The 26,508-nt window shown below is 70.6% G+C and carries 22 protein-coding genes; 19 read left to right on the top strand and 3 right to left on the bottom strand.

Features of this window, described 5'->3' with window-relative positions:
* The first annotated feature begins 51 nt into the window (after positions 1-51).
* From ACWH95_RS00820 to ACWH95_RS00795, 6 genes are all read left to right on the top strand, one after another.
* Complete coding sequence (locus ACWH95_RS00820; RefSeq protein WP_454120007.1) at positions 52-957, top strand: LysR family transcriptional regulator ArgP; 906 nt, start codon at positions 52-54, stop codon at positions 955-957.
* A 155-nt stretch (positions 958-1,112) separates the two neighbouring features.
* Complete coding sequence (locus ACWH95_RS00815) at positions 1,113-1,739, top strand: SipW-dependent-type signal peptide-containing protein (RefSeq protein WP_378802698.1); 627 nt, start codon at positions 1,113-1,115, stop codon at positions 1,737-1,739.
* 7 nt (positions 1,740-1,746) lie between these two features.
* Positions 1,747-2,364, top strand: coding sequence for a SipW-dependent-type signal peptide-containing protein (locus tag ACWH95_RS00810; protein ID WP_136034381.1), 618 nt, complete (start codon positions 1,747-1,749; stop codon positions 2,362-2,364).
* 31 nt (positions 2,365-2,395) lie between these two features.
* Entirely contained in the window at positions 2,396-2,992 is a 597-nt protein-coding gene (locus tag ACWH95_RS00805) for a signal peptidase I (protein ID WP_136034379.1), read from the top strand.
* Complete coding sequence (locus ACWH95_RS00800; protein ID WP_454120006.1) at positions 2,989-3,618, top strand: hypothetical protein; 630 nt, start codon at positions 2,989-2,991, stop codon at positions 3,616-3,618. The genes ACWH95_RS00805 and ACWH95_RS00800 overlap by 4 nt, the downstream gene beginning before the upstream one ends.
* Positions 3,615-4,109: a hypothetical protein gene (locus ACWH95_RS00795; RefSeq protein ID WP_136034375.1), complete on the top strand. Its 495-nt coding sequence runs from the start codon at positions 3,615-3,617 to the stop codon at positions 4,107-4,109. Before ACWH95_RS00800 ends, ACWH95_RS00795 begins: the two co-directional genes overlap by 4 nt.
* Before the next feature lie 22 nt (positions 4,110-4,131).
* On the opposite strand, the gene ACWH95_RS00790 is transcribed toward ACWH95_RS00795, so the two are convergent.
* Positions 4,132-4,812 (bottom strand): YqaJ viral recombinase family protein, encoded by a 681-nt coding sequence (locus ACWH95_RS00790; RefSeq protein WP_136034373.1) that lies wholly within the window; start codon positions 4,810-4,812, stop codon positions 4,132-4,134.
* 295 nt (positions 4,813-5,107) lie between these two features.
* On the opposite strand from ACWH95_RS00790, the gene rplJ reads away from it, so the two are divergent.
* Entirely contained in the window at positions 5,108-5,596 is a 489-nt protein-coding gene (rplJ, locus tag ACWH95_RS00785) for a 50S ribosomal protein L10 (protein WP_136034371.1), read from the top strand.
* Positions 5,597-5,644: 48 nt separating this feature from the next.
* Positions 5,645-6,028 carry a 50S ribosomal protein L7/L12 gene (rplL, locus tag ACWH95_RS00780; protein WP_067194328.1) on the top strand — a complete coding sequence of 128 codons (384 nt, stop codon included), beginning with the start codon at positions 5,645-5,647 and terminating at the stop codon, positions 6,026-6,028.
* 72 nt (positions 6,029-6,100) lie between these two features.
* Here the strand turns inward: rplL and ACWH95_RS00775 are convergent, their stop codons facing one another.
* Positions 6,101-7,105: a LacI family DNA-binding transcriptional regulator gene (locus ACWH95_RS00775; protein ID WP_136034369.1), complete on the bottom strand. Its 1,005-nt coding sequence runs from the start codon at positions 7,103-7,105 to the stop codon at positions 6,101-6,103.
* Between the two features lie 286 nt (positions 7,106-7,391).
* On the opposite strand from ACWH95_RS00775, the gene ACWH95_RS00770 reads away from it, so the two are divergent.
* From ACWH95_RS00770 to ACWH95_RS00745, 6 genes are all read left to right on the top strand, one after another.
* Positions 7,392-8,708, top strand: a complete 1,317-nt coding sequence (locus ACWH95_RS00770; RefSeq protein WP_136036965.1) for an ABC transporter substrate-binding protein — start codon at positions 7,392-7,394, stop codon at positions 8,706-8,708.
* A gap of 108 nt (positions 8,709-8,816) precedes the next feature.
* Entirely contained in the window at positions 8,817-9,956 is a 1,140-nt protein-coding gene (locus tag ACWH95_RS00765; RefSeq protein WP_136034364.1) for a carbohydrate ABC transporter permease, read from the top strand.
* Positions 9,953-10,915, top strand: a complete 963-nt coding sequence (locus tag ACWH95_RS00760; protein WP_136034362.1) for a carbohydrate ABC transporter permease — start codon at positions 9,953-9,955, stop codon at positions 10,913-10,915. Before ACWH95_RS00765 ends, ACWH95_RS00760 begins: the two co-directional genes overlap by 4 nt.
* Before the next feature lie 345 nt (positions 10,916-11,260).
* Positions 11,261-14,953 carry a fibrinogen-like YCDxxxxGGGW domain-containing protein gene (locus tag ACWH95_RS00755; protein ID WP_454120005.1) on the top strand — a complete coding sequence of 1,231 codons (3,693 nt, stop codon included), beginning with the start codon at positions 11,261-11,263 and terminating at the stop codon, positions 14,951-14,953.
* 225 nt (positions 14,954-15,178) lie between these two features.
* Positions 15,179-15,853: a hypothetical protein gene (locus ACWH95_RS00750; RefSeq protein ID WP_454120004.1), complete on the top strand. Its 675-nt coding sequence runs from the start codon at positions 15,179-15,181 to the stop codon at positions 15,851-15,853.
* Between the two features lie 202 nt (positions 15,854-16,055).
* A complete protein-coding gene (locus ACWH95_RS00745) occupies positions 16,056-19,793 on the top strand; it encodes a fibrinogen-like YCDxxxxGGGW domain-containing protein (protein ID WP_454120003.1) in 3,738 nt (1,245 codons plus the stop codon).
* 127 nt (positions 19,794-19,920) lie between these two features.
* Here the strand turns inward: ACWH95_RS00745 and ACWH95_RS00740 are convergent, their stop codons facing one another.
* Positions 19,921-20,919, bottom strand: coding sequence for a glycerophosphodiester phosphodiesterase family protein (locus ACWH95_RS00740; protein WP_454120002.1), 999 nt, complete (start codon positions 20,917-20,919; stop codon positions 19,921-19,923).
* A gap of 163 nt (positions 20,920-21,082) precedes the next feature.
* On the opposite strand from ACWH95_RS00740, the gene ACWH95_RS00735 reads away from it, so the two are divergent.
* From ACWH95_RS00735 to ACWH95_RS00715, 5 genes are all read left to right on the top strand, one after another.
* Entirely contained in the window at positions 21,083-22,459 is a 1,377-nt protein-coding gene (locus ACWH95_RS00735) for a cystathionine beta-synthase (protein WP_136034207.1), read from the top strand.
* A gap of 54 nt (positions 22,460-22,513) precedes the next feature.
* A complete protein-coding gene (locus ACWH95_RS00730; protein ID WP_454120001.1) occupies positions 22,514-23,665 on the top strand; it encodes a cystathionine gamma-synthase in 1,152 nt (383 codons plus the stop codon).
* A 156-nt stretch (positions 23,666-23,821) separates the two neighbouring features.
* The gene (locus tag ACWH95_RS00725; RefSeq protein ID WP_378802686.1) at positions 23,822-25,192 is read left to right on the top strand and encodes a multidrug effflux MFS transporter; all 1,371 of its coding nucleotides are present in this window, start codon (positions 23,822-23,824) and stop codon (positions 25,190-25,192) included.
* Between the two features lie 30 nt (positions 25,193-25,222).
* Positions 25,223-25,867, top strand: a complete 645-nt coding sequence (locus ACWH95_RS00720) for a phosphatase PAP2 family protein (RefSeq protein WP_206252914.1) — start codon at positions 25,223-25,225, stop codon at positions 25,865-25,867.
* Positions 25,868-25,887: 20 nt separating this feature from the next.
* Positions 25,888-26,505 carry an N-acetyltransferase family protein gene (locus ACWH95_RS00715; RefSeq protein ID WP_447653139.1) on the top strand — a complete coding sequence of 206 codons (618 nt, stop codon included), beginning with the start codon at positions 25,888-25,890 and terminating at the stop codon, positions 26,503-26,505.
* The last annotated feature ends 3 nt before the right edge of the window (positions 26,506-26,508 follow it).

Here is a 26,508-nt window from a genome sequence, read left to right as displayed (position 1 = left end):
ACTGCCATCAGAGAAAGCGAAGATTCCTTGCGAACCATTAGCATCACTGATGTGAGGATCGATCCGGAGCTCGCCGCGACCCTGGCCGCCGTCGCCGACGAAGGCACTCTCGACGCGGCATCGCGCCGACTCCGGATCACGCCGTCCGCGGTCAGCCAGCGGCTCAAGAGCCTGGAGGAACGGCTGGGGCGCATCCTGCTCGTGCGCAGCAAGCCCGCGCGGCTCACCGAGGCCGGTGAGGCGGTGGTGCGGCTGGCCAGGCAGGTGGCGCTGCTGGAGCACGACGCGCTCGCCGGGGTGGGCATCGGCGACGACGGCTCCGAGCGGCGCATCGTCGTTCCGCTCGCCGTGAACGCCGACTCGATGGCGACGTGGTTCCTCGCGCCGATGGCACGACTCTCCGCCACGCACGACGTCGACGTCGACCTGCACCGGGACGATCAGAACTTCACCGCCCGGCTGCTGGAATCCGGCACGGTGATGGCCGCGGTGACGAGCGAGGAGACCCCGGTGGCCGGATGCTCGGTCGCACCTCTCGGGGTGCTCGAGTATCGCGCCATGGCGGAGCAGGGCTTCGCGGACCGGTGGTTCGCCGAGGGGGTGAGCGCCGCCGCTCTCGCCCGCGCGCCGTTCGTCGACTTCGACCGTCGCGACACGCTGCAGCACGAGTGGCTCGCGGCCATGTCCGTCACGCAGCAGGGCGTGCCGCGGCACTACGTCCCCGCGTCCCACGACTACGCGATCGCGGTGTCGCTCGGCCTCGGCTGGGGGATGGTCCCTCGGCTGCAGGAGACGCCCGGACTGGTCGCGCTCGGGGGTCCGACGCTGAAGGTCGCGCTGTACTGGCAGCAGTGGAACCTGCGGTCGACGCTGCTCGACACCATCGCCGCCGAGGTGGCCGACGAGGCGCGGCGGGTGCTCGCCCCGGTCGCGCCCGCCCGCCGGTCGCGCCGCTGACAGGACGATCCCCGGCTGCGCGGATTGTGCCACGGCTGCGCGCGGATCCGCCTTGTCTGGTCCGAGGGGCTCGGAGAGGATGCGAGGACGCGGGAGAATCCTCCGAGTTCCGCTCGCCGGCGTTCCCCGAGATCGACGACGGAGGGGGAAACGACATGGCGACGACCACGACCCGGCGAAAGGTCCGCGCGGTCCTGGCAGGAGGACTCGTCCTCGGAGTGGGAGCGGCGGTCACGCTCGCCGCCTGGAACGACTCCGAGTTCGCGACCGGCACGTTCACCGCCGGCTCGTTCAACCTGGAGGGCTCGACCGACGGCACGGCCTTCACCGACCACAACGTCGACGACGGCGACACGGCCGCCACCCTCGCGTTCACGCTCCCTTCCGGCGTCGTCGGCAACATGTCGCCCGGCGACACCGTCTACGCGGGTTTCTGGGTGCGTCTCGCGGCCGGCACGACCACCGGGGCCAGCCTCGTCGCGGCGGGCACGACCGCGGATCCCGCGGCGAGCTCCAACACCGATCATCTGTCCTACGCGATCTACCCGCTCGCTCCCGGCGCCACCTGCAACGCGGCCAGCGCGACCGGAACCGCCGTCGCCTCCGGGGCCACGCTCGACGCACAGACGGGCGTGACCGCCGTGACGCTCACCGAAGGAGCCTCCGCCGCCACCCCGGGCACCGCCGTGCAGCTGTGCGTCGCGGTCACGGCCGCCGCCGCGCTCGAACCCGGCCTGGTCACGAACGCGACCTGGGAGTTCACGGCCACGTCGACGAGCTGAGCGGGCCATGGGTACCCGCAGGCAGCGGCGGGAGAGGATCCGGCTCCGCTCCCGCCGCCTCCGAGCCCTCCTGGCGGGCGGCCTGGTGCTCGGCATCGGGGCGACCGCGACACTCGCCGCCTGGAACGACTCGGAGTTCGGCTCGGCCACGTTCACGGCCGGCCGGTTCGACCTCGTCGGGGCGACCGATGGCGTCACGTTCTCCAGCCACGCGACCACGGGGACGGCGGCCGCCCTGAACTTCCAGCTCCCGCCCACGGCCATGGCGCCCGGCACCACGACGTATGCGCTGTTCAGCGTCAAGACCGCGTCGCCCTCGGTCGCCGGCGTGCTCCAGCTCACGGCCGGGACGCCGGGCGGCACGGGTCTCGCGTCGTCGCTCACCTACGGGGTGCGTGCGATCGCCGGGACCACGTGCTCCGCGGCGACCTACCCCGGCGGCACCGCCGTGGTCGCGGACGGCTCCGCGCTCACGGCCGGCGGCGCCTCGACGCAGGCGGTGTCCGCGAACGGCGCATCGGTCGTGAACTACTGCTTCGCGGTGACGCTGCCGACGACGGCGCCGAACACCGCGCAGGGCCTGGCGATGACCCAGACATGGCAGATCCAGGGCACGTCGTCGTAGCCGCCGCGGGGCACGAGCGAGAGGAGGGGTCGTGACGGCACTCACCCGCCGCGAGGCGCGCGCGCAGCAGAGCGGGGAAGCGGGGGCGCGGGCGCAGCACCCCACCCGGCGCCTCGGGTTCGCGCGCGCGTTGGGCGATGCGCTGCTGTGGCTCGCCGCCGCCGCGGGCGTCGTGTGCATCGTGCTGGTGCTGCTGGCGGCCACGGCGCAGATCACGCTCATCCTGTTCCGCACGGGCTCGATGTCGCCGACCATCCCGGCCGGATCGGTCGCCGTGGTGCAGCGGGTCCCTGCCGCGGCGGTGGAGGTGGGTGACGTCGTGACGGTCGACCGCCCCGGCGACCTGCCCGTGACCCACCGCGTGACCGCGGTGCAACCGGGCGCCGCGGCGGGGGAGCGCGTGCTGACGCTGCGGGGCGATGCGAACGCGGTCGACGACCCGTTTCCGTACACCGTGACCTCCGTGCGCACCGTGCTGTTCGCGGTGCCGGGCCTGGCGACCGTGATCGTCGCACTCGGGCATCCCGTCGTGCTCGGCGGCATGACCGTGGCCGCGACCGCGCTGGTGGTGTGGGCCTTCTGGCCGCGGTCGCCGCGACGCGCTCGCACCGAGGGCGGTCCGCCGTGAGGCCCCGCGTCGCGCTCGCGGTCCTGGCGCCCGTCTGCCTGGCCCTTGCGGCACCGGCGGCGGCGGTCGCTGCCCCCTCCACCGAGGTGGTGCAGGGCCAGGTGCTGCGCCTGGTCTCGGTCGCGGACTGGGACGCCGCCCGCGACCTGCGACCCGACCGGCCGGTGCAGTGGGACGTGCAGGTGAGCGCCGACGCGCCGGATCCCGGGGTCGTGCGGCTCGGCGTGAGCGCGTCCGGGTCGGCTCGGTTGCGGCTCGACATCGCCCTGTGCGCGGAGCCGTGGCAGGACGCGGTGTGCCCGGCGGGGGCGACGGTCTTGCGGACGGACTGGAGCGTCCCGCGCGACGGCGCCGAGGTGCCGCTCACGGCCATGCGTGACACCGAGACCGCGCATCTGCGGCTGACGATCGCGCTCGACCCGGCGGACGGCTCCGGCAGCACCGAGGTGCGCGTGCTGGCTCACGGCGCGGGCGAGAGCGCGGCGGTGGGCTCCGACGGTGCGCTCGCGGTCACGGGTCCGTCGCCGTGGCTGCCGCTGGCGGCGGTGGGCGGCGGACTGCTGCTGACCGGGGCTCTCGTGGCGCGGGGGCGTCGCGGAGGAGAGCGCGGGGAGGGGCGAGGATGACACGGCCGTGGCGGCGCACGATCGCCGGTGTCCTCGGGGTCGGGGTCCTGGTCGGCGTGGCGCTGCTGCCCGCGGTGCAGCCGACCGAGGCGCGGTTCACCGACCCGGAGTACGCGGCGGGGTCGTTCACCGCGTCGCAGCTGACGACGCCCACGATCACCTCGTGCAGCGTGACCAACCTGCTCGGCACGTTCACGGGCTTCACGATCACGTGGAGCTCCGGATACCTCAAGCCGCAGCAGCGACTGTCGATCAACAACGTCGCGGTCGACAACGCGAACGTGACGCAGAGCGGCAGCGGCCCCTACTCCTACTCCGCGACGATCAGCTCCGGTGTGCTCAGCACGCTGCTGGGGAGTCTGCTCGGCTCGTCGAACACGGTGCGGGTCGAGGCCGTCCTGCCCGGCACGGCCTGGGTGTCGCCCGCGGCGACCCGCACGCTGTCGGTGGGCGGACTGCTGGGGCTCGGGGGCAACAACACCTGCACGTGAGGTCGTGCCGGCGGTGCGGCGTTCAGTCGGCGAGGGCGAGGGCGCGGAAGAGGTCGCGCTCGCGCAGCTGCTCGCGGCGGCTGGCGGAATCGTCCTGCGTGCGGGCGGGAACGTCGCGGCCCGTGGTGCGCCGGTACAGCTCGTCGATCAGGGCGGTGGCCAGGTCGACCAGCTTGGCGATCTCGCGGTCGTCGCGGTCGATCCACACGCAGCGAGGCTCGTCGTGCACCGGAGCGAAGTCGACGTGCTCCTCCCACACGAACAGCGTGCGCTCGGCACCGAGCACGTGCTGCTGCCACCAGACCTGTCGCAGGTAGGTGCGCGGGATGCCGCGGAACGCCTTGTTCGTGGTCTTGATCTCGGCGAGGCGGATGCGCCCGTCGGCGTCGACCGCGATCCCGTCGGGCGTGGCGAGGTGGCGGTGCTCCACCTCGGCGCGGAACAGCGCGGAGGAGGGGAGGATCCCGTGCGTGGCTGCGACCCAGGCCGCGATCTCCGGCTCGCGCCGTCGGCCGTGGTCGGTGTACGCGTTGCCGCCGAAGCGGGGGCCGCCGCCCAGCTTGGAGTCGGCGGCACGGGCGATGGAGCGCTCGCTCGTGAGCCCGGCGACGTCGGTCGCGGTGATGCCGCGGGACCGCGCCCGCATCCACGCCACCCGGTCGCGAGAGTCCGCGACGATACGGGCGTGGAGTTCGGGGGTCACCTGAAAACCCTAACCCCGTCCGCCGACGCTCCCTCCCTGCACACGCCGCGTCCCCGCACGGCCGCCGGGGATTTGGGGAGGGGCGCGCGCTGAGGTAGAGTGGGTGGCAACCGAAGACCGCTGGTCATCGTGTGTGCGCAAGCACGCAGGATCGAAGCTCTGCATCGCAGGGGCCCGCGCAGGTGTCACGAACTTCCGAGCTCCGTGCGCTTGCGCCGGAGCTCTTCTCTTTGCAGGGGGTCGGAGGCCGGCGCCCCACCACCGTGCGGCGCCTCGTACACATCAAGGAGTGACCATGGCGCAGAAGGATGCATCGGTCGCCGAGCTCACGAAGTCATTCGAGAACTCGAACGCCGTCCTGCTGACCGAGTACCGCGGTCTGACGGTTGCCCAGCTCAAGCAGCTGCGCAACAGCATCCGTCAGGACGCCGAGTACGCCGTGGTGAAGAACACGCTGACCAAGATCGCCGCCAACAAGGCCGGCATCTCCTCGCTGGACGACGACCTCAAGGGTCCGTCGGCCGTCGCGTTCGTGCACGGTGACTTCGTCGCCACTGCCAAGGCTCTGCGTGACTTCGCCAAGGCCAACCCGCTTCTGGTGATCAAGTCCGGCATCTTCGAGGGCAAGGCCCTCTCTGCCGACGAGGTCAACACGTACGCCTCGCTCGAGAGCCGTGAGGTTCTGCTGGCGAAGGCCGCGGGAATGATGAAGGCGACGATGGGCAAGGCTGCCGCCACCATCGACGCGCTTCGCGAAAAGCTGGAGACCGCAGAGGCCGCGTAAGCGACCGGCGATCTCGTCACCACCACCCCATCTATTAGGAGATACATCATGGCGAAGCTCACCACCGAGGAGCTGCTCGAGCAGTTTGCCGGCCTCACCCTCATCGAGCTGAACGACTTCGTGAAGGCGTTCGAGGAGAAGTTCGAGGTCACCGCTGCTGCCCCCGTCGCCGTTGCCGGTGCCGCCGGTGGCGCAGGCGAGGCCGCTGCCGAGGAGGAGAAGGACTCGTTCGACGTCATCCTCGAGGCTGCCGGCGACAAGAAGATCCAGGTCATCAAGGCTGTCCGCGAGCTCACCTCGCTCGGCCTCGGCGAGGCCAAGGCCGTCGTCGACGGTGCTCCGAAGGCCGTCCTCGAGGGCGCCAACAAGGAGACCGCCGAGAAGGCCAAGGCTGCTCTGGAAGAGGCCGGCGCGACCGTCACCCTCAAGTAATTCCAGCGCACCAGCGCTTCTGCGAAGGCCCCGGGTTCCGCCCGGGGCCTTCGTGCGTCCGGGGAGGGGTGCTCAGCGCGGTGGTGCGGTGGAGCTGCGCACGACGAGCGACGAGGGGGCGGTCACCCGCTCGATGGGGGCCTCCGGCTCCGCCATCCGTCGGATCAGCAGCCGCACGGCCTCGTGACCCTGGTCGCGGGGAGACTGCCCGATCGTGGTGAGGGCGAACATGTCCGCATGGGCGTGGTCGTCGATGCCGACCACGCTGAGCTCGGTGGGCACGGCGATGCCCAGGCGTCGAGCGGCGATGATCGCCCCGATCGCCGCCTCGTCGCAGACTCCGACGATCGCGGTGGGCCGGTTCCGCCGGTCTCCGAGGAGCCCGGCGGTCGCGGCATAGCCCCCGGGCATGGTCGGTGCCGCGCCGACGACGCGGGCGTGGGCGAGCAGGCCCGCCGCGCGGAGCGCGCCGTGGTACCCCTCGAGCCGCTGCGCATCGCCGTAGCTCAGTGCGGCGGCGTCGGTCGCGCCCCCCACGAACGCGATGTCCTCGTGGCCGAGCTCGATCAGGTGCTCGGTGGCGATGCGGGCGGCGGCGGTGTCGTCGATCGAGACCGCGCTCGATCCCTCGCTGTACGGCCCGACGCTGACCAGCGGGCGACCCGTGCGGTGCAGGCGCTCGAGCTCGCGCGCGCTCGGCTGGATGCCCACCGCGATGATGCCGTCGAACCTCCGACCGGGCAGCACGGTCTCGAACAGCCGTTCCCTGGTCTGCGTCCCCTCGGGAACGCCGTACAGCGACAGGTCGTAGTCCACGGAGAGGAGCGACTCCTGCACCCCGGCGAGCAGCTCGGCGAAGAACCAGCGGTCGATGGGCGGCATCACGAGGCCGACGGTCTGCGTGCGTCCGGTCGCGAGGCTCGTGGCGGACGAGTGGGCGACGTAGGCGAGGTCGTCTGCGGCGTCCATGACCCGCTGCCGTGTCTCGTCGGACACGTAGCCGCGTCCGCTCAGCGCCCGGCTCGCGGTGGCCTTGGACACCCCGGCACGCGACGCGACGTCCGCGATCGTGCTCATCGGTCCTCCTCGACCAGGGTCCACTTCGATGTGGGGACGGCGACGCCCGGGCTCGCCGGGTGACAGCGTAGCGGCTTGACCGTGGAAAAGGAACCGGTTCCACACTGATCCGGAGGGAGCGCTCCCATCCGCGACGCGGCGGTGCATCGGAATGGTTGCGAGCTTGTGACCCTTGCGTGTTGTGCGGGGAGCGGGCCGCCAGTATGTTGGCCTGGAATCGGTTCCCTAATCGACGCCGGTGCTGGCGACGGACAGCGGAACCCTGTACTCGAAGAGGAGAATTCACATGGCTCTGTCACAGCGTTCCCGGCTGGTCGTGCCGCTGGCCCTGATGGGCGTCGCGGGCATCGCTCTCGCCGGCTGCGGGGCTCCGGGAGGTGCGCCGAGCACCGGAGGCGGCGGAGGCGACGACGCCACCGTCACGATCTACGGCACGATCGTCGACTCGGAGGCGGAACTCCTCCAGGAGTCCTGGAAGGACTGGGCCGACGAGAACGGCATCACCATCAAGTACGAGGGCAGCCAGGACTTCGAGACGCAGCTGGGCACGCGCGCCCAGGGCGGCAACCCGCCGGACATCGCGATCTTCCCGCAGCCGGGTCTGTTCGCCGACTTCGCCGACCGCGGCTTCCTGAAGCCCGCCCCGGAGGAGGTCGAGAAGAACGCCAACGAGTACTGGACCGAAGACTGGGTGAACTACGGCACGGTCGGAGACACCTTCTACGGTGCCCCGCTCATGGCGAACGTCAAGGGCTGGATCTGGTACTCGCCCGCCAAGTTCGCGGAGTGGGGCGTCGAGGTCCCCAAGACCCTCGACGAGATGACGGCGCTGACCGAGAAGATCCAGGCCGCCACGGGCACGCCCGCCTGGTGCGCCGGCTTCGAGTCCGGCACCGCGACCGGCTGGCCGGGCACCGACTGGATCGAGGACTACGTGCTGCGCCAGTCCGGACCCGACGTCTACGACCAGTGGGTCACCAACGACGTGAAGTTCACCGACCCGCAGATCAAGCAGGCGTTCGACTCGGTCGGACAGATCCTGCTCAACCCGGCCAACGTCAACGCGGGCTTCGGCGACGTGCGCTCGATCAACTCGACCGCGTTCGGCGACGTGGCACCCAAGCTCGCCGCCGGCGAGTGCGCGCTCACGCACCAGGCCTCGTTCCTGTCGGGCTTCTTCCCCGAGGGCACGAACATCGCCGAGGACGGCGACGTGTGGGCGTTCATGCTCCCCGGCGAGTCCGAGGGCGACACGGCCGTCACGGGCGCCGGTGAGATCGTCGGCGCGTTCAGCGAGTCCGAGGCCACGCAGAAGGTGCTCGCGTACCTGTCCAGCCCCGAGTGGGCCAACAGCCGCGTGAGCCTCGGCGGCGTCACCTCGGCCAACAACGGGCTCGACCCGGCGAACGCCAAGGACCCGATCCTCCAGGAGACCATCAAGATCCTGCAGGACCCGGAGACCACGTTCCGCTTCGACGCCTCCGACCTGATGCCCGGTGCCGTCGGTGCCGGAACCTTCTGGAAGGGCATGGTCGCGTGGGTCAACGGCACCTCGACGGACGAGGTGCTCACGCAGATCGAGACCGGCTGGCCCTCCAGCTGATCCCGGGGAAAGAGGGGCCGCCCCGCACCAGGGGCGGCCCCTCTGCTCCCTCGGCGCCCACATCGACGTGGGCGCCGTGATCCGATCCGCGTGACGTAAGGGGAATCCGTGAACGCGACAGTGTTTTTCCAATGGATCGGCTCGCTCCCGCCGATCCTGCAGGCCGTCGCCGTGGTCATCGCCTTCGCGGTGGTCGTGGCGATCATCCTGCTGCTCGTGGACATCGCTCCACGCCGGGGCACGCAGTACACCATCATCCGGCTGGCGATGTGCCTGCTCATCCCGCTCGCCGTGATGTGGTTCTTCAACTCCTACTACTGGGCGATGGGGGTCGCGGTCCTCGTCGGCGCCGTCTTCTTCTTCCTGGACTACCGGTCCCGCGATGGAGCGGGCTACCTGATCCAGCTCGTCGCCTTCATGGCTCCGGCGATGCTGCTCCTGCTCGTCGGCCTCATCCTCCCGTCGATCCAGACCATGTACACCTCGTTCTGGAACTCCTCGGGCAACACGTTCGTCGGGTTCGCCAACTACGTGTGGATCTTCACGCAGTCGGACGGCATCACCTCGGTCGTCAACACCATCATCTGGGTGCTGCTGGTGCCGACGGTCTCGACGATCGTCGGTCTCGCGTACGCGGTCTTCATCGACAGGACCCGCGGCGAGAAGATCTACAAGGTGCTGGTGTTCATGCCGATGGCGATCTCGTTCGTCGGCGCGAGCATCATCTGGCGGTTCATGTACGAGTACCGCGGACCGGAGTTCGAGCAGATCGGTCTGCTGAACCAGATCCTGGTGTGGTTCGGCGGGACGCCGCAGCAGTGGCTGCTGAACCAGCCGTGGAACAACCTGTTCCTCATCGTCGTGCTCATCTGGGTCCAGACCGGTTTCGCGATGGTCGTGCTGTCGGCCTCCATCAAGGGCGTCCCGGCCGAGCTGCTCGAGGCCGCCGAGCTCGACGGCGCGAACGCGTGGCAGCGGTTCATCTCGGTGACCGTACCGGCGATCCGCCCGGCACTCATCGTCGTGCTCACCACGATCTCGATCGCCTCGCTGAAGGTGTTCGACATCGTCCGCACCATGACCGCCGGCAACTACGGCACGTCGGTGCTCGCGAACGAGATGTACACGCAGTTCTCGAAGTTCGAGGCGGGGCGCAGCGCCGCGCTCTCCGTCATCCTGTTCATCCTGGTGCTGCCGATCGTCATCTACAACGCGCGCCAGATCAAGAAGCAGCGGGAGATCCGATGACCGACACCGTAGGCACCGAGACCCCGGCCAGCACGCGCGCCGTCACGACCGGGGGTGGCCTCGACGGCGCCGCCGGACGCGCCAGGAAGAAGCTGTCCCGTCCGTGGGCGTCCGCCGCGTCGATCGTCATCGCGGTCCTGTGGACCATCCCGACGCTCGGGCTGTTCATCTCGTCGTTCCGTCCGCGCGACGAGATCCAGTCGACCGGATGGTGGACGTTCTTCACGAACCCGCAGGTCACGCTGGAGAACTACGTCGATGTGCTGCAGTCCGGCACGACGCAGCTGACCATCCTCGAGTCGTTCATCAACTCGATCGCCATCACGATCCCGGCGACCGTGGTGCCGCTGATGATCGCGGCCATGGCGGCGTATGCGTTCGCGTGGATCGACTTCAAGGGCCGCAACGCCCTGTTCATCTTCGTGTTCGCGCTCCAGATCGTGCCGATCCAGATGGCGCTGGTGCCGCTGCTCAGCTCGTTCTCGCGCGGCCTCAACCTGTTCGGTCTGCAGGTGACCCTGCCGCTCGGAGCATCGGACGGCTACGCGCAGGTGTGGATCGCGCACTCGATGTTCGCGCTGCCGCTGGCGATCTACCTGCTGCACAACTTCATGTCGGAGATCCCCGGTGAGATCATCGAGGCGGCCCGCGTGGACGGCGCCTCGCGCGGACAGATCTTCTTCCGCGTCGTGCTGCCGCTGACGATGCCGGCGATCGCCTCGGTCGCGATCTTCCAGTTCCTGTGGGTGTGGAACGACCTGCTCGTGGCGCTGGTGTTCGCCGACGGAGCGGCCGCGCCGATCACGAAGCTGCTGGCCGAGATCACCGGGACGCGCGGCAACGACTGGTACCTGCTCACGGCGGGTGCGTTCGTGTCGATCATCATCCCGCTGATCGTGTTCTTCGCGCTGCAGCGCTACTTCGTGCGCGGCCTGCTCGCCGGGTCCACCAAGGGGTAGTCGAGACAGGAGCGCTCGCCGGAAGGGGCCGGTCACCGTCGCGGTGGCCGGCCCCTTCCGTGTGTCGCGGACGGGCTCGGCGGTGCGTCCCGGCGGCGGCATGCAGGAACTTCACATGATCGGAACGGGTGTCTCTGCGTAATGGAACGCTCCCGATCCCGTCTCATGGCATAGGGACGATCTGGGGACGTCCGCTCGGGGGTGGAGCGATCCGGTCCGGATGTTTGGGGCATCCGGTCCGGCAGTCTGCAGTGTCGTGTCTGCGTTTCGCCGTGGCAGGAGTGTGCCGCGGCGGCGCGTCCGCAGCGAGAGCTGATGTCGGAAGCCAGAAAGACACAACAACAGATGAACATCGTGGGGAATCGCGCGCGCGCCTGGGGAGGCCGCGCGGTCATGGGGGCTGCGATCGCAGCCCTCGCAGTGGTGGGCGCCCTGCTCACGCCGGGCGCGGCGTCGGCGGTGGTCGCCTCGGGCCCGGACGGGCGCACGCAGGAGACGGCGGCGGCGTCGTGCTGGGAGATCAAGCAGAACAACCCGGCGGCGGCGGACGGCGTGTACTGGCTGGTGACGCCGGGCCTGGTCTACCCGCAGCAGTTCTACTGCGACCAGACGACCGACGGCGGCGGGTGGGTGCTCGTGGGCCGGGGTCGGGAGGCGTGGAAGGAGAGCTACAACGGTCTCGGCACGCCGGAGCAGGTGGCGAACGCGCCCACGGGAACGGCCGCGTTCGCTCCGGCCGAGCTGCCCGCCAAGACCGTCGACGGCCTGCTGAACAACGGCCGCCCCGATGCTCTGCCCGACGGGATCCGCGTGCGGCGCGCGACCAACGCCGCGGGCAGTGCCTGGCAGGAGGTGCGGTTCTCGCTCGCGAAGAGCGACCGCTGGGAGTGGACCTTCGGCGCCAAGCACGACCTCGCCGACTGGGGCTTCGGCATCAGCGGCGGCATCGACACCACGGGAACCGGTGGCGTGACCGCCGCCTTCAACGACGACGCGGGCATGAACAACGTCGTGTTCTCGCAGCGGGCCACGCACGGCTACCGGATGGGCTGGGCGTACGGCTCGGCGGTGACCGGCACGACGGACGCGTCCTCCTACCTGTGGGCTCCGGCGGGGCAGGGGTACGCGACGCCGTTCGCCCAGGTGTTCCTGCGGCCGCAGCTCACCCTGTCGACGCTCGACTTCGGTGCCGTCCCGACCACGGGCACGCCCGCGAGCACGCTCCCGTCGATCCCGAGCTCGTACGCCGTGAAGACGTCGTGGGGTGTCTCGGGGCTCGCCAACGGCCAGTCCGGAGAGACGAACGTCGAGGTCTCGGACTTCGGTGAGGTCGCCGGGAAGGTCTTCGTCGGCGGCAACTTCCTGAACGTGCAGCAGACCAAGGACGGCGCGGGGCAGACGTCGCAGCCGTACCTGGCGGCGTTCGACGTGCACACCGGCGCGTGGGTCCCGACCTTCCGGCCGAAGCTCGACGGACAGGTGAAGTCGGTGCAGGCGCTGCCGGACGGCCGGCTGGCGATCGGCGGGCAGTTCTCGACCGTGAACGGGGTGGCGCAGCCGGGACTGGCGATCCTCGATCCTGCGACCGGGCAGCTCTCGGGCTGGCAGGTCAAGGTCGAGCACCGCGCGACCGGTGCGGTCCCCTTCGTCCGCGACCTGGACGTGCAGGGCGGCTACCTGTACGTCGCCGGTTCGTTCACGCACCTGACCTCCGTCGGCACGACACCGACGACGGGCGGCGCGTGGAACGGCGGCCGTATCGTGCTGGCCACCGGCAAGCCCGACACCGCGTGGAACGCGAACCTCAACGGGACGGCGGCCTCGGTCGACGCGAACGCCCAGGGCGACCGCGCGTACTTCTCCGGCTACTTCCTGATGAAGTCGTCGACCCCGGCGCCGTCGGCCGCGGTGCTGCAGACGACGGCGGGCGCACCGCTGGCGACCACCTGGACGCCGGAGTTCAGCGACGACCGCAAGGACGAGAACGGCGCGTACGTCAACGCGGTGTGGCAGCTCGGCATCATCGAGGTCGGCGGGCGTGTGTGGATGGGCGGCTCGCAGCACTCGATGTTCTCGTACGACCGGAACACGCTCCAGCGCGTGGGCGGTTGGATCACGCAGGTGGGCGGCGACATGCAGACGGTCGAGACCAACGGCTCCGTGGTGATCGGCGGCTGCCACTGCGGGGACTACGTCTACGACGACGCCTACAGCCAGACGCTCGTCGGCGGATTCAGCCGGGCGGACAAGATCAATCTGGTGGGGGCGTGGGACGCGAAGTCCGGCACCTACAGCCCGGACTGGTCGCCGATGGTGGAGGCGCGAGCGGGGTACGGCGCGTGGGGGACGTTCTTCGACAGCACCGGCACCCTGTGGGTGGGTGGCGACTTCAACCGGTCGCAGCTTCCGGGTGGTGCGGAGCAGTGGTCGGGCGGGTTCATCCGCTTCGCGCCGCGGGATGCGGTGGCGCCGACGACCCCGGGGGCGGTGTCGTCGACCCCATCGGCAGACGGGAAGACGGCGACGCTGACGTGGGGCGCGTCGACGGATGCGGGTTCGGGTGTGACGTACGAGGTGCTGCAGGGCAACCGTGTGATCGCCTCCACGACCTCGGCCTCGTACACCGTGCCGGTGACCTCGACCGCCGCGAACTACGTCGTGCGGGCGCGGGATGCGGTGGGCAACCGGTCGGCGTCGACGGCGGCGTTCACGGTCGCTCCGGCCCCGGCGAACGCGCTGACGTTCGTGGGCAACGGGGACTCGTGGTCGTGGCGGTACTCGTCGGACGCGCTGCCGGCCACGTGGAACGCGACCACGTTCGACGCGTCGTCGTGGCCGGTCGGGAAGGCGCTGTTCGGGCGGGGCGTGTCGGGGGCGGCGACGAACATCGATCCGTCGAACCTGGCGACCAAGCCGTTGAGCGCGCAGTTCCGCAAGACGTTCACGGTGACCAGTGCGGCGAGCGTGACGAATGCGAAGGTCTCTCTCATCGCGAACGACGGCGCGGTGGTGTACCTGAACGGCCGTGAGCTCGGGCGGGTGCGGATGCCGGCGGGCACCGTCACGCAGAACACCTACGCGACGGCGGCGGTGACGCAGTCGTCGGCGGCGGGCACGCGCGCGGTGTTCAGCGTTCCGGCCGGTGTGCTGACGGAGGGCACCAACGTGCTGGCGGTGTCGGTGCACGCGAACTTCCGCACGACCGCGGACCTCGGGTTCGACCTGGCGTTCACGGGCGAGCGGGCGGCGCCTCCTGGCCCGGTGACGGGTCTGGTGGCGACGCCGGCGCAGACGTCGGTGGTGTTGGGGTGGACGGCTCCGGCGGGTTCGACGGCGGCGGCGTCGTATGTGGTGTCGCGGAACGGGGTGAAGGTGGGGACGGTGACGGCTCCGTCGACGACGTTCACGGATACCGGTTTGGTGGCGGGGACGGCGTATACGTATGCGGTGGTGGCGGTGTCGGCTGCGGGGGTGGCGTCGACTCCGGTGACGGTGCAGGCGACGACGACGGCTGCGGCTCCGGTGGGCCCGGCGGTGTCGGTGCCGAGCGGGTCGGCCTGGTCGTGGCGGTACTCGGCGGATGCGTTGCCGGGGGACTGGAACACGGCAGGGTTTGATGCGTCGTCGTGGGCGGTCGGGAAGGGCGTGCTGGGGCGGGGGGCGACGGTGGCGACGAACATCGATCCGTCGAATCTGGCCACGAAGCCGTTGAGTGCGCAGTTCCGGACGTCGTTCACCGTGTCGGATGCGGCGTCGGTGAAGGACGGGACGGTGTCGGTGATCGCCGATGACGGGGTGGTGCTGTATCTGAACGGGGTGGAGCTGGGGCGGGCGAATCTGCCCGCCGGGTCGATCACGCAGAACACGTATGCGACGGCGGCGCCGCGGGCGACGACCGCGGCGGGGGCGCGGGTGACGTTCCAGGTTCCGGCGACGCTGGTGAAGGAGGGGACCAACGTGCTGGCCGCGTCGGTCCACGCCAACTACCGCGGCACACCCGACCTCACCTTCGACGCCGCACTCACCATGCCGCGATAACCGGAGGGGCGGGGTCGGGCGCCTCCGGGTGCCCGGCCCCGTCCGCATCGCAAATCGATCCGGGATTCCGGCGTAATGAATCGGGCGTCGAAACGTCTCATGGTATGGGGACGTTCGCAGCGGGGGTGAGCTGAGCCGGAGGCATCTGCCTGCCGCCTCACCCGCGCCCGCATTCGGTCGTGGGTGCAGTGCGCCGATACGCAACGACGGACACGAAGGAATCCGATGTACCTGAAGGGAACTCGAGCACGCACCTGGGGGATGCGTGCTCTGGTGGGAGCGACGATCGCCGCCACCGCATTCACGACCTCGCTGGTGACCGCCGCCTCGGCGGGCGGAGCGGTGTTCGAGATGATGACCGCGCATGCGCCCGCGGCGAAGGGGGCGAAGATGGTCACGATCCACAGCGGGTCGACGTGGGCGTGGCGGTACTCGACCCAGGCCCTGCCCGACGACTGGAACGGCGTGGACTACGACGCCGCCGGGTGGAACAGCGGGCCGGGTCTCCTCGGCCGCGGCGTCACGGGGGAGACCACGAACATCGACCCCACGAGCCTGTCCGCGAAGCCGGTCAGCGCCCAGTTCCGCAAGGCGTTCACGGTCACCGGCGCCGGGCGCGTGCACGACGGCACGGTCACGGTGATCGCCGATGACGGAGTCGTCGTGTACCTCAACGGGGTCGAGCTCGGCCGGGCGAACCTGCCGGCGGGACCACTCGACCAGGACACGCTCGCCACGGCTGCCCCGCGGGCGGACGCGGCCGCACGGAAGACGTTCAGCTTCGTCGTGCCGGCGAAGCTGCTCGTCGAGGGCACGAACGTGATCGCCGCCTCCGTGCACGCGAACACGCCGACCACGCGGGATCTCAGCTACGACCTCACGCTCCAGATGCCCCGCTGACATCGCAGGACGCAGGGCATACCTTGCGACAGCCCAACATTCTACGTGTCACTGCGTAATGAACCCGGTGTCCCTGCGTCTCATGAGTGTGCAGCGTCTGTGACGCCTGCGCGCACGCGCGACCGCGGCGAGCTCGTGGGGTGGGTTCGTCGTGCAAGAAGCCAGAGATCGGCCTGAGCCGATGACAGAGAAGAAGGATTCGATGAATCTCATGCAGAACAGGGTGCGGGGCTGGGGTGCCCGCGCTCTCGTCGGCGCGGCTTTGGCCGCCGCCGCGGTAGCGGGGTCGCTGGTCGTCCCGGCCGCGGCGTCGGCCGCGACCGCGCTCCCCGACGGCAAGACCCAGGAGACGGCGGCCGCGTCGTGCTGGGAGATCAAGCAGAACTATCCCTCCCAGCCGAGCGGTGTCTACTGGCTCGTGACGCCGAAGCTCGTCTACCCGCAGCAGTTCTACTGCGACCAGGTGAGTCTCGGCGGCGGCTGGGTGATGATCGGCCGCGGGCGCGAGGGATGGAAGGAGAACTACAACGGCCTCGGTACCCCCGAGCAGATCTTCTCCACGCCCAGCGGTACGGCGGCATTCAAGCCCGCGCAGCTTCCCGCCAAGACGGTGGACGGACTGCTCAACGGCGGACGACCCGATCAGCTTCCGCCGAACAGCATTCGCGTCAACCGCGCCTCGGCGCTGGACGGCACCCGCTGGCAGGAGGTCCGCTTCAGCCTGACCCGGCGCGACCGCTGGAACTGGACCCTGAGCGGCGGCAACCCGGTGGGCAGCTGGGTGTTCGGCGGCTACACCGGGTCCGGCGGGTGGACAGGTTCCGTCGGGTGGGGTGGCCCCACCATGCCCCAGGGTTATGGTTTCGGTAACGACGACGGCACCGGGTGGAACATGACCGGGGTTGCTCAACGAGCGACGCACAAGTACCTCGAGGGCTGGTCCTACGGTGCACAGGTCACCGGCGCCGACACTCCCACCTCCTACATGTGGGCCCCGGCCGGACAGGGGTACGCCATCCCGTTCGCCCAGATGTTCGTCAGACCACAGCTGAAACTCGCCGACCTGGACTTCGGGACGGTGCCATCGACGGGCACGCCGGCATCGACGCTGCCCTCCATCCCGAACAGCGACGCGATGAAGACCGTATGGGGGGTCTCCGGTCTGGCGAACGGCCAGGCCGGGGAACTCAACGTCGAGGTGGCCGAATTCGGTCAGGCCGGTAACACGGTGTTCGCGGGCGGCAACTTCCAGTACGTGCAGCAGACGCGCGATGGTGCCGGCAAGGTGGAGCAACCCTACCTTGCGGGATTCGACGTGAACACCGGTCAGTGGGTGTCGTCCTTCCGGCCCGTCCTGAACGGCCAGGTCAAGGCGATCGCGACGCTGCCCGATGGGCGTCTCGCGATCGGCGGGCAGTTCACGACGGTCAACGGTGTCGCTCAGCCAGCCCTGGCCTTCCTGGATCCGGTGACGGGGCAGCTCTCCGGGCAGCAGGTCAAGGCGGAGCACCGCACGGTCGGTGCGGTTCCCTACATCCACGATCTGGATATCCAGGGCGGCTACCTCTACGTCGCCGGCTCGATGACGCACCTCACCGCAGTGGGGACGACGACGAGTGCGAGCGCCTGGAACGGGGGTCGCATCAATCTCGCGACGGGCCTTCCGGACACCAACTGGAACGCGAACCTCAACGGCACCACGGTCGCCGTGGACGCATCCGCGCGGGGCGATCGTGCCTACTTCGCGGGGTACTTCGACTCCAAGGGTGGCACGTACACGCCGGACGGAACGGCGATTCAGACGGGTGCCGGGGCTCCGCTGACGAGTCCGGTGTGGGCGCCGTCGTTCAGTGAGTCGACCGTCGACGCCCAGGGGCACTATCAGGGGTACCTGTGGCAGAACGGTGTCGCGGAGATCGGAGACCGGGTGTACCTCGGCGGGTCGCAGCACTCGCTGTTCGGCTACGACCGCAACACCTTCCAGCGCGTCAGCGGATCCATCACCCACAACGGTGGCGACATCCAGACCGTGGACGACAACGGATCCATCGTGGTGGCGGGGTGCCACTGCGGCGACCACGCCTACCAGGACAAGTACCTGAAGAAGGAGATCACGGACCCGTGGACCGAGGTCGACAAGATCAACTACGCCGGTGCCTGGGATGCGGCGACGGGCAAGTACATCCCCGACTGGTCTCCGGTCGTGCAGTCGCGCGCGGGTCAGGGTGTGTGGGGCTCGTTCTTCGACAGCACCGGCGCGCTCTGGATCGGTGGTGATCTGACCGACTCCATGCGGGCGGGGCAGGTCAACCAGTGGTCCGGCGGTTTCATCCGGTTCGCGCCGCGGGATTCCGTGGCTCCGTCGACGCCGGGCGCGATGTCGTCGACGCCGAACGCGGATGGGGCGACCGCGACGCTCGCGTGGGGGGCATCCTCCGATGCGGGTTCCGGTGTGACGTACGAGGTGCTGCGTGGCAACCGGGTGATCGCGTCGACGACGGCGACGAACCTGACGGTCCCGGTTCCTGCCGGGGCGACGACCTACGTCGTGCGGGCGCGGGATGTCACGGGCAACCGCTCGGCGTCCACCGCGGTGTTCACTCTGCAGCCGGCGTCCCCGAACGCGTTGACCTTCGTGACGAACGGGGACTCGTGGTCGTGGCGGTACTCGTCGGATGCGCTGCCGGCGGACTGGAACGCGACGACCTTCGACGCGTCGTCGTGGGCGGTCGGAAAGGGCCTGTTCGCGCGGGGCGTTTCGGGGGCGGCGACGAACATCGATCCCTCGAACCTGGCGACCAAGCCGCTGAGCGCGCAGTTCCGCAAGACGTTCACGGTGGACGACCCGACGACGGTGGTGAACGGGAAGGTCTCGGTGATCGCGAATGATGGTGTGGTCGTGTACCTGAACGGGGTGGAGCTCGGTCGGGTGCGGATGCCCGCGGGTGCGATCACGCAGAACTCGCTGGCGAACGCCGTGGTCTCGAATGCGACAGCGGTCGGCAACCGGGTCGTGTTCGACGTCCCGGCCGGTGCACTCGTCGCCGGCACGAACGTGATCGCCGCATCGGTGCACGCGAACTACCGTGCCACGACCGATCTCAGCTTCGACCTGGCGTTCACGGCGGAGCGGGGCACGGCTCCGGCTCCCGCACCGGGCCCGGTGACGGGTCTGGTGGCGACGCCGGCGCAGACGTCGGTGGCGTTGGGGTGGACGGCTCCGGCCGGGTCCACGGCGGCGGCGTCGTATGTGGTGTCGCGGAACGGGGTGAAGGTGGGGACGGTGACGGCTCCGTCGACGACGTTCACGGATACCGGGCTGACGGCGGGGACGGCGTATACGTATGCGGTGACGGCGGTGTCGGCTGCGGGGGTGGCGTCGACTCCGGTGACGGTGCAGGCGACGACGACGGCTGCGGCTCCGGTGGGCCCGGCGGTGTCGGTGCCGAGCGGGTCGTCGTGGTCGTGGCGGTACTCGGCGGATGCGTTGCCGGGGGACTGGAACACGGTCGGGTTCGATGCGTCGTCGTGGGCGGTCGGGAAGGGCGTGCTGGGGCGGGGGGCGACGGTGGCGACGAACATCGATCCGTCGAGCCTGGCCACGAAGCCGTTGAGTGCGCAGTTCCGGACGTCGTTCTCCGTGTCGGATGCGGCGTCGGTGAAGGACGGGACGGTGTCGGTGATCGCCGATGACGGGGTGGTGCTGTATCTGAACGGGGTGGAGCTGGGGCGGGCGAATCTGCCCGCCGGGTCGATCACGCAGAACACGTATGCGACGGCGGCGCCGCGGGCGACGACCGCGGCGGGCGCGCGGGTGACGTTCCAGGTTCCCGCGACGCTGGTGAAGGAGGGGACCAACGTGCTCGCCGCGTCGGTCCACGCCAACTACCGCGGCACACCCGACCTCACCTTCGACGCCGCACTCACCATGCCGCGATAACCGCCACGGACACGCGCCGCGGCACCCGCCGCGGTCGTGAGGAGGAACAGAAGCCGAAGCCGAGGGGGCACACGGAGGGGCCGGACACCACCAGGTGCCCGGCCCCTTCGGTCATACCCGTGCCGGTTCAGCGGGAGCGGCCGTCTCTCCACGCCACCGCGTCGCGGGGAGAGTCGACCAGCACGGCGTCGATGCCCAGGCGGCCGAGCTCGCGGTACCGCTCCGCGCCCGTCACGCCGATCACCATCAGGTTCACGCGGTCCTTCGGGTCGAGACACGCGACCGACTCGCGGTCCCACGGCGTCACCTCCACCTCGGTCGTCGCGGTGCCTGAGGTGAACGTCTCGCTCACGGCGACCGTCCGCCGGTCCTCGAACGCCATCCACGTCCCCGCGGCCGGAGGCGCGTCGCAGTGGTGGGCCAGGGCGATCTCGAGCAGCCGCTCGCGCGTGAGGTCGCGGTCCTCGGCGACCTGCACGTCTCCGGCCGCCCTGGCCGCGCCGCTCGCTACCGCGTCGGTGGAGTACACGACCGTGTTCGCCGTGCGACGGGTCTCGCGCAGCACCGCGAGCACGGCCTGCACGAGCGGCTCCGGGTTCGCCTGCTTGAGGTCGAGGAACAGCAGTCGACCCGCCGGCACCTCGGCCAGCGCCCGGCGGAGGGTGGGCAGCAGCGCCGCACCCGAGCGGTAGGGCGTGTCGGTGCTGCCGCGGGGGTGGAAGTTCCAGCCGGCGTTCAACCCGGTCAGCTCGTCGGCGGTGTGCTCCGCGACCGTGTCGGTGCCGTCGGTGTTCGCGGCGAGGTCGACCGGGCGGTACAGCACCGGCACGCCGTCCTTCGACAGCTGCACCGTGAGCCAGAGTCCGTCGGCGCCGTCGTCGAGCGAGCCGCGGATGCCCTCCAGGGTGTTCTCGGGGTAGTCGGCCGTGCCCGCGCGATGGGCGATGATGAGCGGCTCGTGGCGATGACGGTCGGGGGAAGCGCCGGCGTCTCGGGTGGCCGGTCGCGCGGGGGACCCGCTCGCGGCGAGAGCCTGTTCGCCGGTGGCCGCGGCGAGCGGCAGGAGGCAGCCGAGGGCCAGGGCGGCGGCGGCGCGGATCCAGGGGCTCGATGGTCGGATGGACATGGTGGTGCTCCTTCACGGGGTCCCCGCCGCTTCCGATGGACTCCCCGCCGCGCGGGCAGGCTAGCATCGCAGCGGCGATCACCCGGTATACCCGCCACGACGGGCAGCTCGTCGGCGTCGTCACACCCGCGTGGGCGCCGTGGTGCCGCCGTATTCTGGGCTCATGGCCTACGCAGAATCGATCGTCGACCTGGTCGGCGACACGCCCCTCGTGAAGCTCCAGCGCGTCACGGAGGGCATCGCGTGCACGGTGCTCGTCAAGCTCGAGTACCTCAACCCCGGCGGTTCGGCGAAGGACCGCATCGCGACCCGGATCATCGACGCGGCCGAGGCCAACGGCGACCTCGCCCCCGGCGGCACGATCGTCGAGCCCACCAGCGGCAACACCGGGGTGGGCCTCGCCCTGGTCGCCCAGCAGCGCGGCTACCGGTGCGTGTTCGTCGTGCCGGACAAGGTCGGCGAGGACAAGATCGACGTGCTCCGCGCCTACGGGGCCGAGGTCGTGGTCACGCCCACCTCGGTCGCCGCCGACAGCCCCGAGTCGTACTACAGCGTCAGCGACCGGCTGGCGCGGGAGATCCCCGGGGCGTTCAAGCCGAACCAGTACGAGAACCCGAACGGTCCGCGCAGCCACTACGAGACGACCGGGCCGGAGATCTGGCGCGACACCGAGGGCGCGGTCACGCACTTCGTCGCCGGAGTGGGCACGGGCGGCACCATCACGGGCACGGGCCGCTACCTGCGCGAGGTGTCGGACGGCCGCGTGCGCATCGTCGGCGTCGACCCCGAGGGCAGCGTCTACAGCGGAGGCACCGGGCGGCCGTACCTGGTCGAAGGCGTGGGGGAGGACATCTGGCCCGGCGCCTACGACCCCTCCGTGCCGCACGAGATCGTGGCCGTGAGCGACGCCGAGGCCTTCGCGATGACTCGACGGCTGGCGCGCGAGGAGGGCATCCTCGTCGGCGGGTCGAGCGGCATGGCCGTGGTCGGCGCCCTGCGGGTGGCCCGCGACCTGCCCGCGGAGGCGGTGATGGTCGTGCTGCTGCCCGACGGGGGGCGCGGCTACCTCGGAAAGATCTTCAACGACGGCTGGATGCGCTCGTACGGCTTCAGCGAGGTGGAGGAGGGCGAGACCGTCGCGGACGTGCTGGCCGCCCGCCCGTCGCGGACGGGACACGGGCTGCCCGACCTCGTCCACGCGCATCCCACCGACACCGTGCTGGAGGCGATCCGCATGATGACGGAGTACGACGTGTCGCAGCTCGTCGTGCTGAGCGCCGAGCCGCCCGTGATGATGGGCGAGGTCGTGGGCACCGTCGACGAGAAGGGCCTGCTCGACCTGCTGTTCCGCGGCGACGCCGAGCCCAGCGATGCCGTCGGTGCGCACGTGGGGGAGCGGCTGCCGCTGGTCGGCATCCACGCGCCGGTCGCGCAGGCCAGGGCGGCCCTCGCCGAGGCCGACGCGCTGCTGGTGACGGAAGACGGCAAGCCGCACACGGTGCTCACCCGGCAGGACCTGCTGGCGTACCTGTCGCGCTGACGCGGGGCGTAACAGGGGCCGTCGACGCGCGAAGCCCGGTCGTAGGCTGAGGGCATGTCCGAGCACGCCTTCGCCACCCGAGCCATCCACGCGGGCCAAGCGCCCGACCCGACCACCGGGGCGATCATCCCGCCGATCTATCAGTCCTCGACCCACGTGCAGGACGGCATCGGCGGCTTCCGCGACGGCTACGAGTACAACCGCGCGGGCAACCCGACGCGGTCGTCGCTGGAGACGCAGCTCGCGGCTCTGGAGGGCGGCGTGAGCGCGCTGTCGTTCGCGTCGGGGCTCGCCGCGGAGGATGCGCTGCTGCGCGGCGTCCTGAAGCCGGGCGACCACGTGCTGCTCGGCAACGACGTCTACGGCGGGACCTACCGTCTGCTGACGAAGGTGCTGGCGCCGTGGGGCATCGTCACCACGACCGCCGAGCTGTCCGACCCGGATGCTCTCCGGGCGGCGATCCGCCCCGAGACGCGGATCGTCTGGCTGGAGACGCCGAGCAACCCGCTGCTGAAGGTGGTCGACATCGCGCTGATCGTCGAGATCGCCCACGCGGCCGGGGTGCTCGTGGTGGTGGACAACACGTTCGCGTCGCCCGCGCTGCAGCAGCCGCTGGCGCTCGGCGCCGACCTGGTCGTGCACTCCACCACGAAGTACCTCGGCGGGCACTCCGATGTGCTCGGCGGGGCCGTGGTGTTCGGCGACGACCGCTTCGTGGAGCCGGTCAAGTTCCAGCAGTTCGCGGTGGGTGCGGTCTCGGCGCCGCTGGACGCCTGGCTCACCACCCGCGGCATCAAGACCCTCGCGGTGCGCATGCGGCAGCACTCCGAGAACGCCCAGGCGATCGCGGAGTGGGCGGCCGCGCGACCGGAGTTCGCCGAGGTGTACTACCCGGGCCTGTCGTCGCACCCGGGTCACGCGGTGGCGGCGCGGCAGATGAGCGGCTTCGGCGGCATGCTGTCGCTCGGGCTCGCGGCCGGTGCCGAGGCGGCGCGGTCGTTCGCGGAGAGCACGAGCGTGTTCCAGCTGGCCGAGTCGCTCGGCGGGGTCGAGTCGCTGATCGGCTACCCGCCGGAGATGACGCACGCCTCGGTGCGCGGGACCGAGCTCGCGGTGCCCGAGAACGTGGTGCGGCTGTCGGTCGGCATCGAGGACGTCGCGGACCTGATCGCGGATCTCGAGGAGGGCCTCGCGCGCCTCGGCTGACCGGCCTCAGCACTCCCCGTACGGGATCGACGACGCACCCCCGGAGCGCTCCGGGGGTGCGTTTGCCGTCCCGCTGGACGAGGCGGCGACGGTAGCATGAAGGGTTCCCCTGGCCGAATCGATTCGACCACGCTCCGCCGATTCTGGAAGGACCTCGTGTCCGACGCCCCTCGCACCGACAGCACTCCGACCACCCCCGGGCCCGCGCCCGAACGCACCGCGACCGGCAGCATCCGCACCTCGTCGCCCACCGGCGCCATCCGCACGCTCGGATCGAACCCGGCCACCGCGCCGATCATGCTGCACCCGGGCGACGCGATCCCGCTCGGACGTCGCACGCTCACGATCATCCTGCTCGGAGCCCTCACGGCCCTCGGGCCGTTCACGATCGACCTCTACCTGCCCGCGTTCCCCGTGCTGGAGGAGGACTTCCAGACCACGGCCGCCGCGATCCAGCTCACCCTGACCGGCACCATGATCGGCTTCGCGCTCGGTCAGCTCATCGTCGGACCGCTCAGCGACAAGATCGGCCGCCGCACTCCGCTCATCGCCGTGACCGCGCTGCACGTGCTGGCCAGCCTCGGTGCCGCGTTCGCCCCCGACCTGCCGCTGCTCGGTGCTGCCCGGGTGCTGATGGGCATCGGCGCCGCGGCGGGCGGTGTGGTCGCGATGGCCGTGGTGCGCGACCTGTTCGGCGGGCGACGCCTGGTGGTGATGCTCTCGCGGCTCGCGCTCGTGTCCGGCGTGGCACCCGTGATCGCTCCGCTGATCGGCTCGTGGCTGCTGACGCTCATGCCCTGGCGCGGGATCTTCGGCGTGCTCGCGGCCTACGGCGTGGTGATGCTCGTCTCGACGGTGCTGTTCATCCGGGAGACCCTCCCGGTCGCGCGACGCAAGGACCCCGGTGGCGCGACCATGCGCGAGCGGTACCGGTCCGTGCTGACCGACCGGGTGTTCCTCGGGGTGCTCGTGATCGGCGGCATGACGTTCTCCGGCCTGTTCTCGTACCTGTCGGCGTCGCCGTTCCTGTTCCAGGTGACGCACGGGCTCGACCCGCAGCAGTACGGGCTGCTGTTCGCGGTGAACTCCCTCGGCGTCGTGATCGGCGTGCAGACCGCGTCGCGCCTCGCCGCGCGCTTCGGGCCGCAGTGGGTCATGGCGTACTCCACTGCGGTGCTGCTGCTCGCCGCCTCCGCCATCGTCATCACCGACCAGCTCGGCCTCGGCCTGTGGGGGACCGTGATCCCGCTGTTCGTGTTCATGACCGCCTGCGGCTTCACGTTCCCGAACGTGCAGGTGCTCGCGCTCGACCGTCACGGCAAGGCCGCAGGCACCGCCGCGTCGATCATCGGCGCGACGAACTTCGGCGTCGCGGGGCTCATCTCGCCGCTGGTGGGCTGGATCTCGCAGGACGCGGGGATCACCGCGACCACCATGGCGTCGGTCATGGTGGGCTGCGCCGCGGTGGGCATCCTCGCCCTGTGGTTCGTGGTGCGCCCGCGCACCGTCGGCATGCTGACGCCCTGAGGTCGCACGAGCATCGGTCAGAATAGGACGATGAATCGACGGATGCTGCTCTGGTGGGGCGTCGCCTGCCTGCTCCTGGCCACCGCACTGGGCGCGGTCGTCGTGCTCACCTCCCCGCAGACCTTCGGGTTCGACCGGTGGTGGAACGAGACGATCGTGCGCATCCGTGCCGACTGGATGCTCGACTTCGCCCTGGTGCTGAACTGGATCGGCGGCGGCTGGGTCGCCATCCTCGGGGTCCCGCTCCTGGCGATCCTGATCCTCCTGCTGCTGCGGCGCTGGCGAGGGGCGCTGTTCGCAGCGATCTGCTTCCTCGCGAGTGCCGGAGCGGTGCAGCTGCTGAAGAACATCTTCGGGCGCGCTCGTCCCGACGACATGCTCGTGGTGAGCGACTACGGCTCCTTCCCGTCCGGGCACACCGCGAACGCCGCGACCATCGCGGTGGTCGTCTGGGTCCTCTTCCCCCGCGTCTGGACGGCGATCGCCGGAGCGGTCTGGGTGCTGGCGATGGCGCTGTCGCGCACGTTCCTGTCGGTGCACTGGGCGACGGACACGCTCGGCGGTGCTCTCGTCGGTGCGGGTGTGGTGCTGGCGCTCGCCGCCTGGCTGCTGCCGTGGGTGCGCGCCGACGTGGCGGACCGTGCCGCCCGCGCCGATAGGCTGAGCCAGACCTGACCCGACCCGAGGAGTACTCCGTGGCGCGTATCCGCCCCTACCGGCCCACCGACCGTGCCGCGATGTACGAGATCTGTCTCAAGACCGCCGATGCCGGCGGTGACGCCACCGGCATCCTGTCGGACGACGACCTGTGGGGCGCGCTGTTCGCCGTGCCGTACGTGGAGCGCCACCCCGACCTCGCGTGGGTCGTGGAGGGAGACGACGGCCGGGCGATCGGCTACCTCGTCGCGACCGACGACACCGACGCGTTCTACGCCTGGTTCCGCGACGTGTGGTGGCCTCCGTTCCACGAGCGCTACCCGCGCCCCCAGGCCGTGGACGGACGCGAGAGCCGCCTGATCGACTATGCCTACACGCGCGAGCCCGGCGCCGAGCCGCACGCCGCCGCGTACCCGGCCCACCTGCACATCGACCTGCTGCCCGAGACGCAGGGGCAGGGGATGGGGCGGCGCCTGGTGGAGACGCTGTTCGGCGAGCTCCGCCGCCGCGGTGTGCCCGCCCTGCACCTGGGGATGGATCCGGCCAACGCGGGTGCGGCGGCGTTCTACGACCGGCTCGGCATGACCCGTCTCGCGGAGACCCCCGGCGGCATCACCTACGGCGTGCGCTTCGATGACGAGGCCGGGGCGCGCTGACGC

It is taken from the genome of Microbacterium sp. NPDC055502, from assembly GCF_053643635.1.
This window is presented reverse-complemented; position numbering and strand designations above follow the sequence as displayed.

Coding starts and splice junctions, on each gene's coding strand:
- ACWH95_RS00815 (WP_378802698.1), top strand. CDS start 1,113: ATGGCGACGACCACGACCCGGCGAAAGGTCCGCGCGGTCCTGGCAGGA.
- ACWH95_RS00810 (WP_136034381.1), top strand. CDS start 1,747: ATGGGTACCCGCAGGCAGCGGCGGGAGAGGATCCGGCTCCGCTCCCGC.
- ACWH95_RS00795 (WP_136034375.1), top strand. CDS start 3,615: ATGACACGGCCGTGGCGGCGCACGATCGCCGGTGTCCTCGGGGTCGGG.
- rplJ (WP_136034371.1), top strand. CDS start 5,108: ATGGCGCAGAAGGATGCATCGGTCGCCGAGCTCACGAAGTCATTCGAG.
- rplL (WP_067194328.1), top strand. CDS start 5,645: ATGGCGAAGCTCACCACCGAGGAGCTGCTCGAGCAGTTTGCCGGCCTC.
- ACWH95_RS00775 (WP_136034369.1), bottom strand. CDS start 7,105: ATGAGCACGATCGCGGACGTCGCGTCGCGTGCCGGGGTGTCCAAGGCC.
- ACWH95_RS00770 (WP_136036965.1), top strand. CDS start 7,392: ATGGCTCTGTCACAGCGTTCCCGGCTGGTCGTGCCGCTGGCCCTGATG.
- ACWH95_RS00760 (WP_136034362.1), top strand. CDS start 9,953: ATGACCGACACCGTAGGCACCGAGACCCCGGCCAGCACGCGCGCCGTC.
- ACWH95_RS00755 (WP_454120005.1), top strand. CDS start 11,261: ATGAACATCGTGGGGAATCGCGCGCGCGCCTGGGGAGGCCGCGCGGTC.
- ACWH95_RS00750 (WP_454120004.1), top strand. CDS start 15,179: ATGTACCTGAAGGGAACTCGAGCACGCACCTGGGGGATGCGTGCTCTG.
- ACWH95_RS00745 (WP_454120003.1), top strand. CDS start 16,056: ATGAATCTCATGCAGAACAGGGTGCGGGGCTGGGGTGCCCGCGCTCTC.
- ACWH95_RS00740 (WP_454120002.1), bottom strand. CDS start 20,919: ATGTCCATCCGACCATCGAGCCCCTGGATCCGCGCCGCCGCCGCCCTG.
- ACWH95_RS00735 (WP_136034207.1), top strand. CDS start 21,083: ATGGCCTACGCAGAATCGATCGTCGACCTGGTCGGCGACACGCCCCTC.
- ACWH95_RS00730 (WP_454120001.1), top strand. CDS start 22,514: ATGTCCGAGCACGCCTTCGCCACCCGAGCCATCCACGCGGGCCAAGCG.
- ACWH95_RS00720 (WP_206252914.1), top strand. CDS start 25,223: ATGAATCGACGGATGCTGCTCTGGTGGGGCGTCGCCTGCCTGCTCCTG.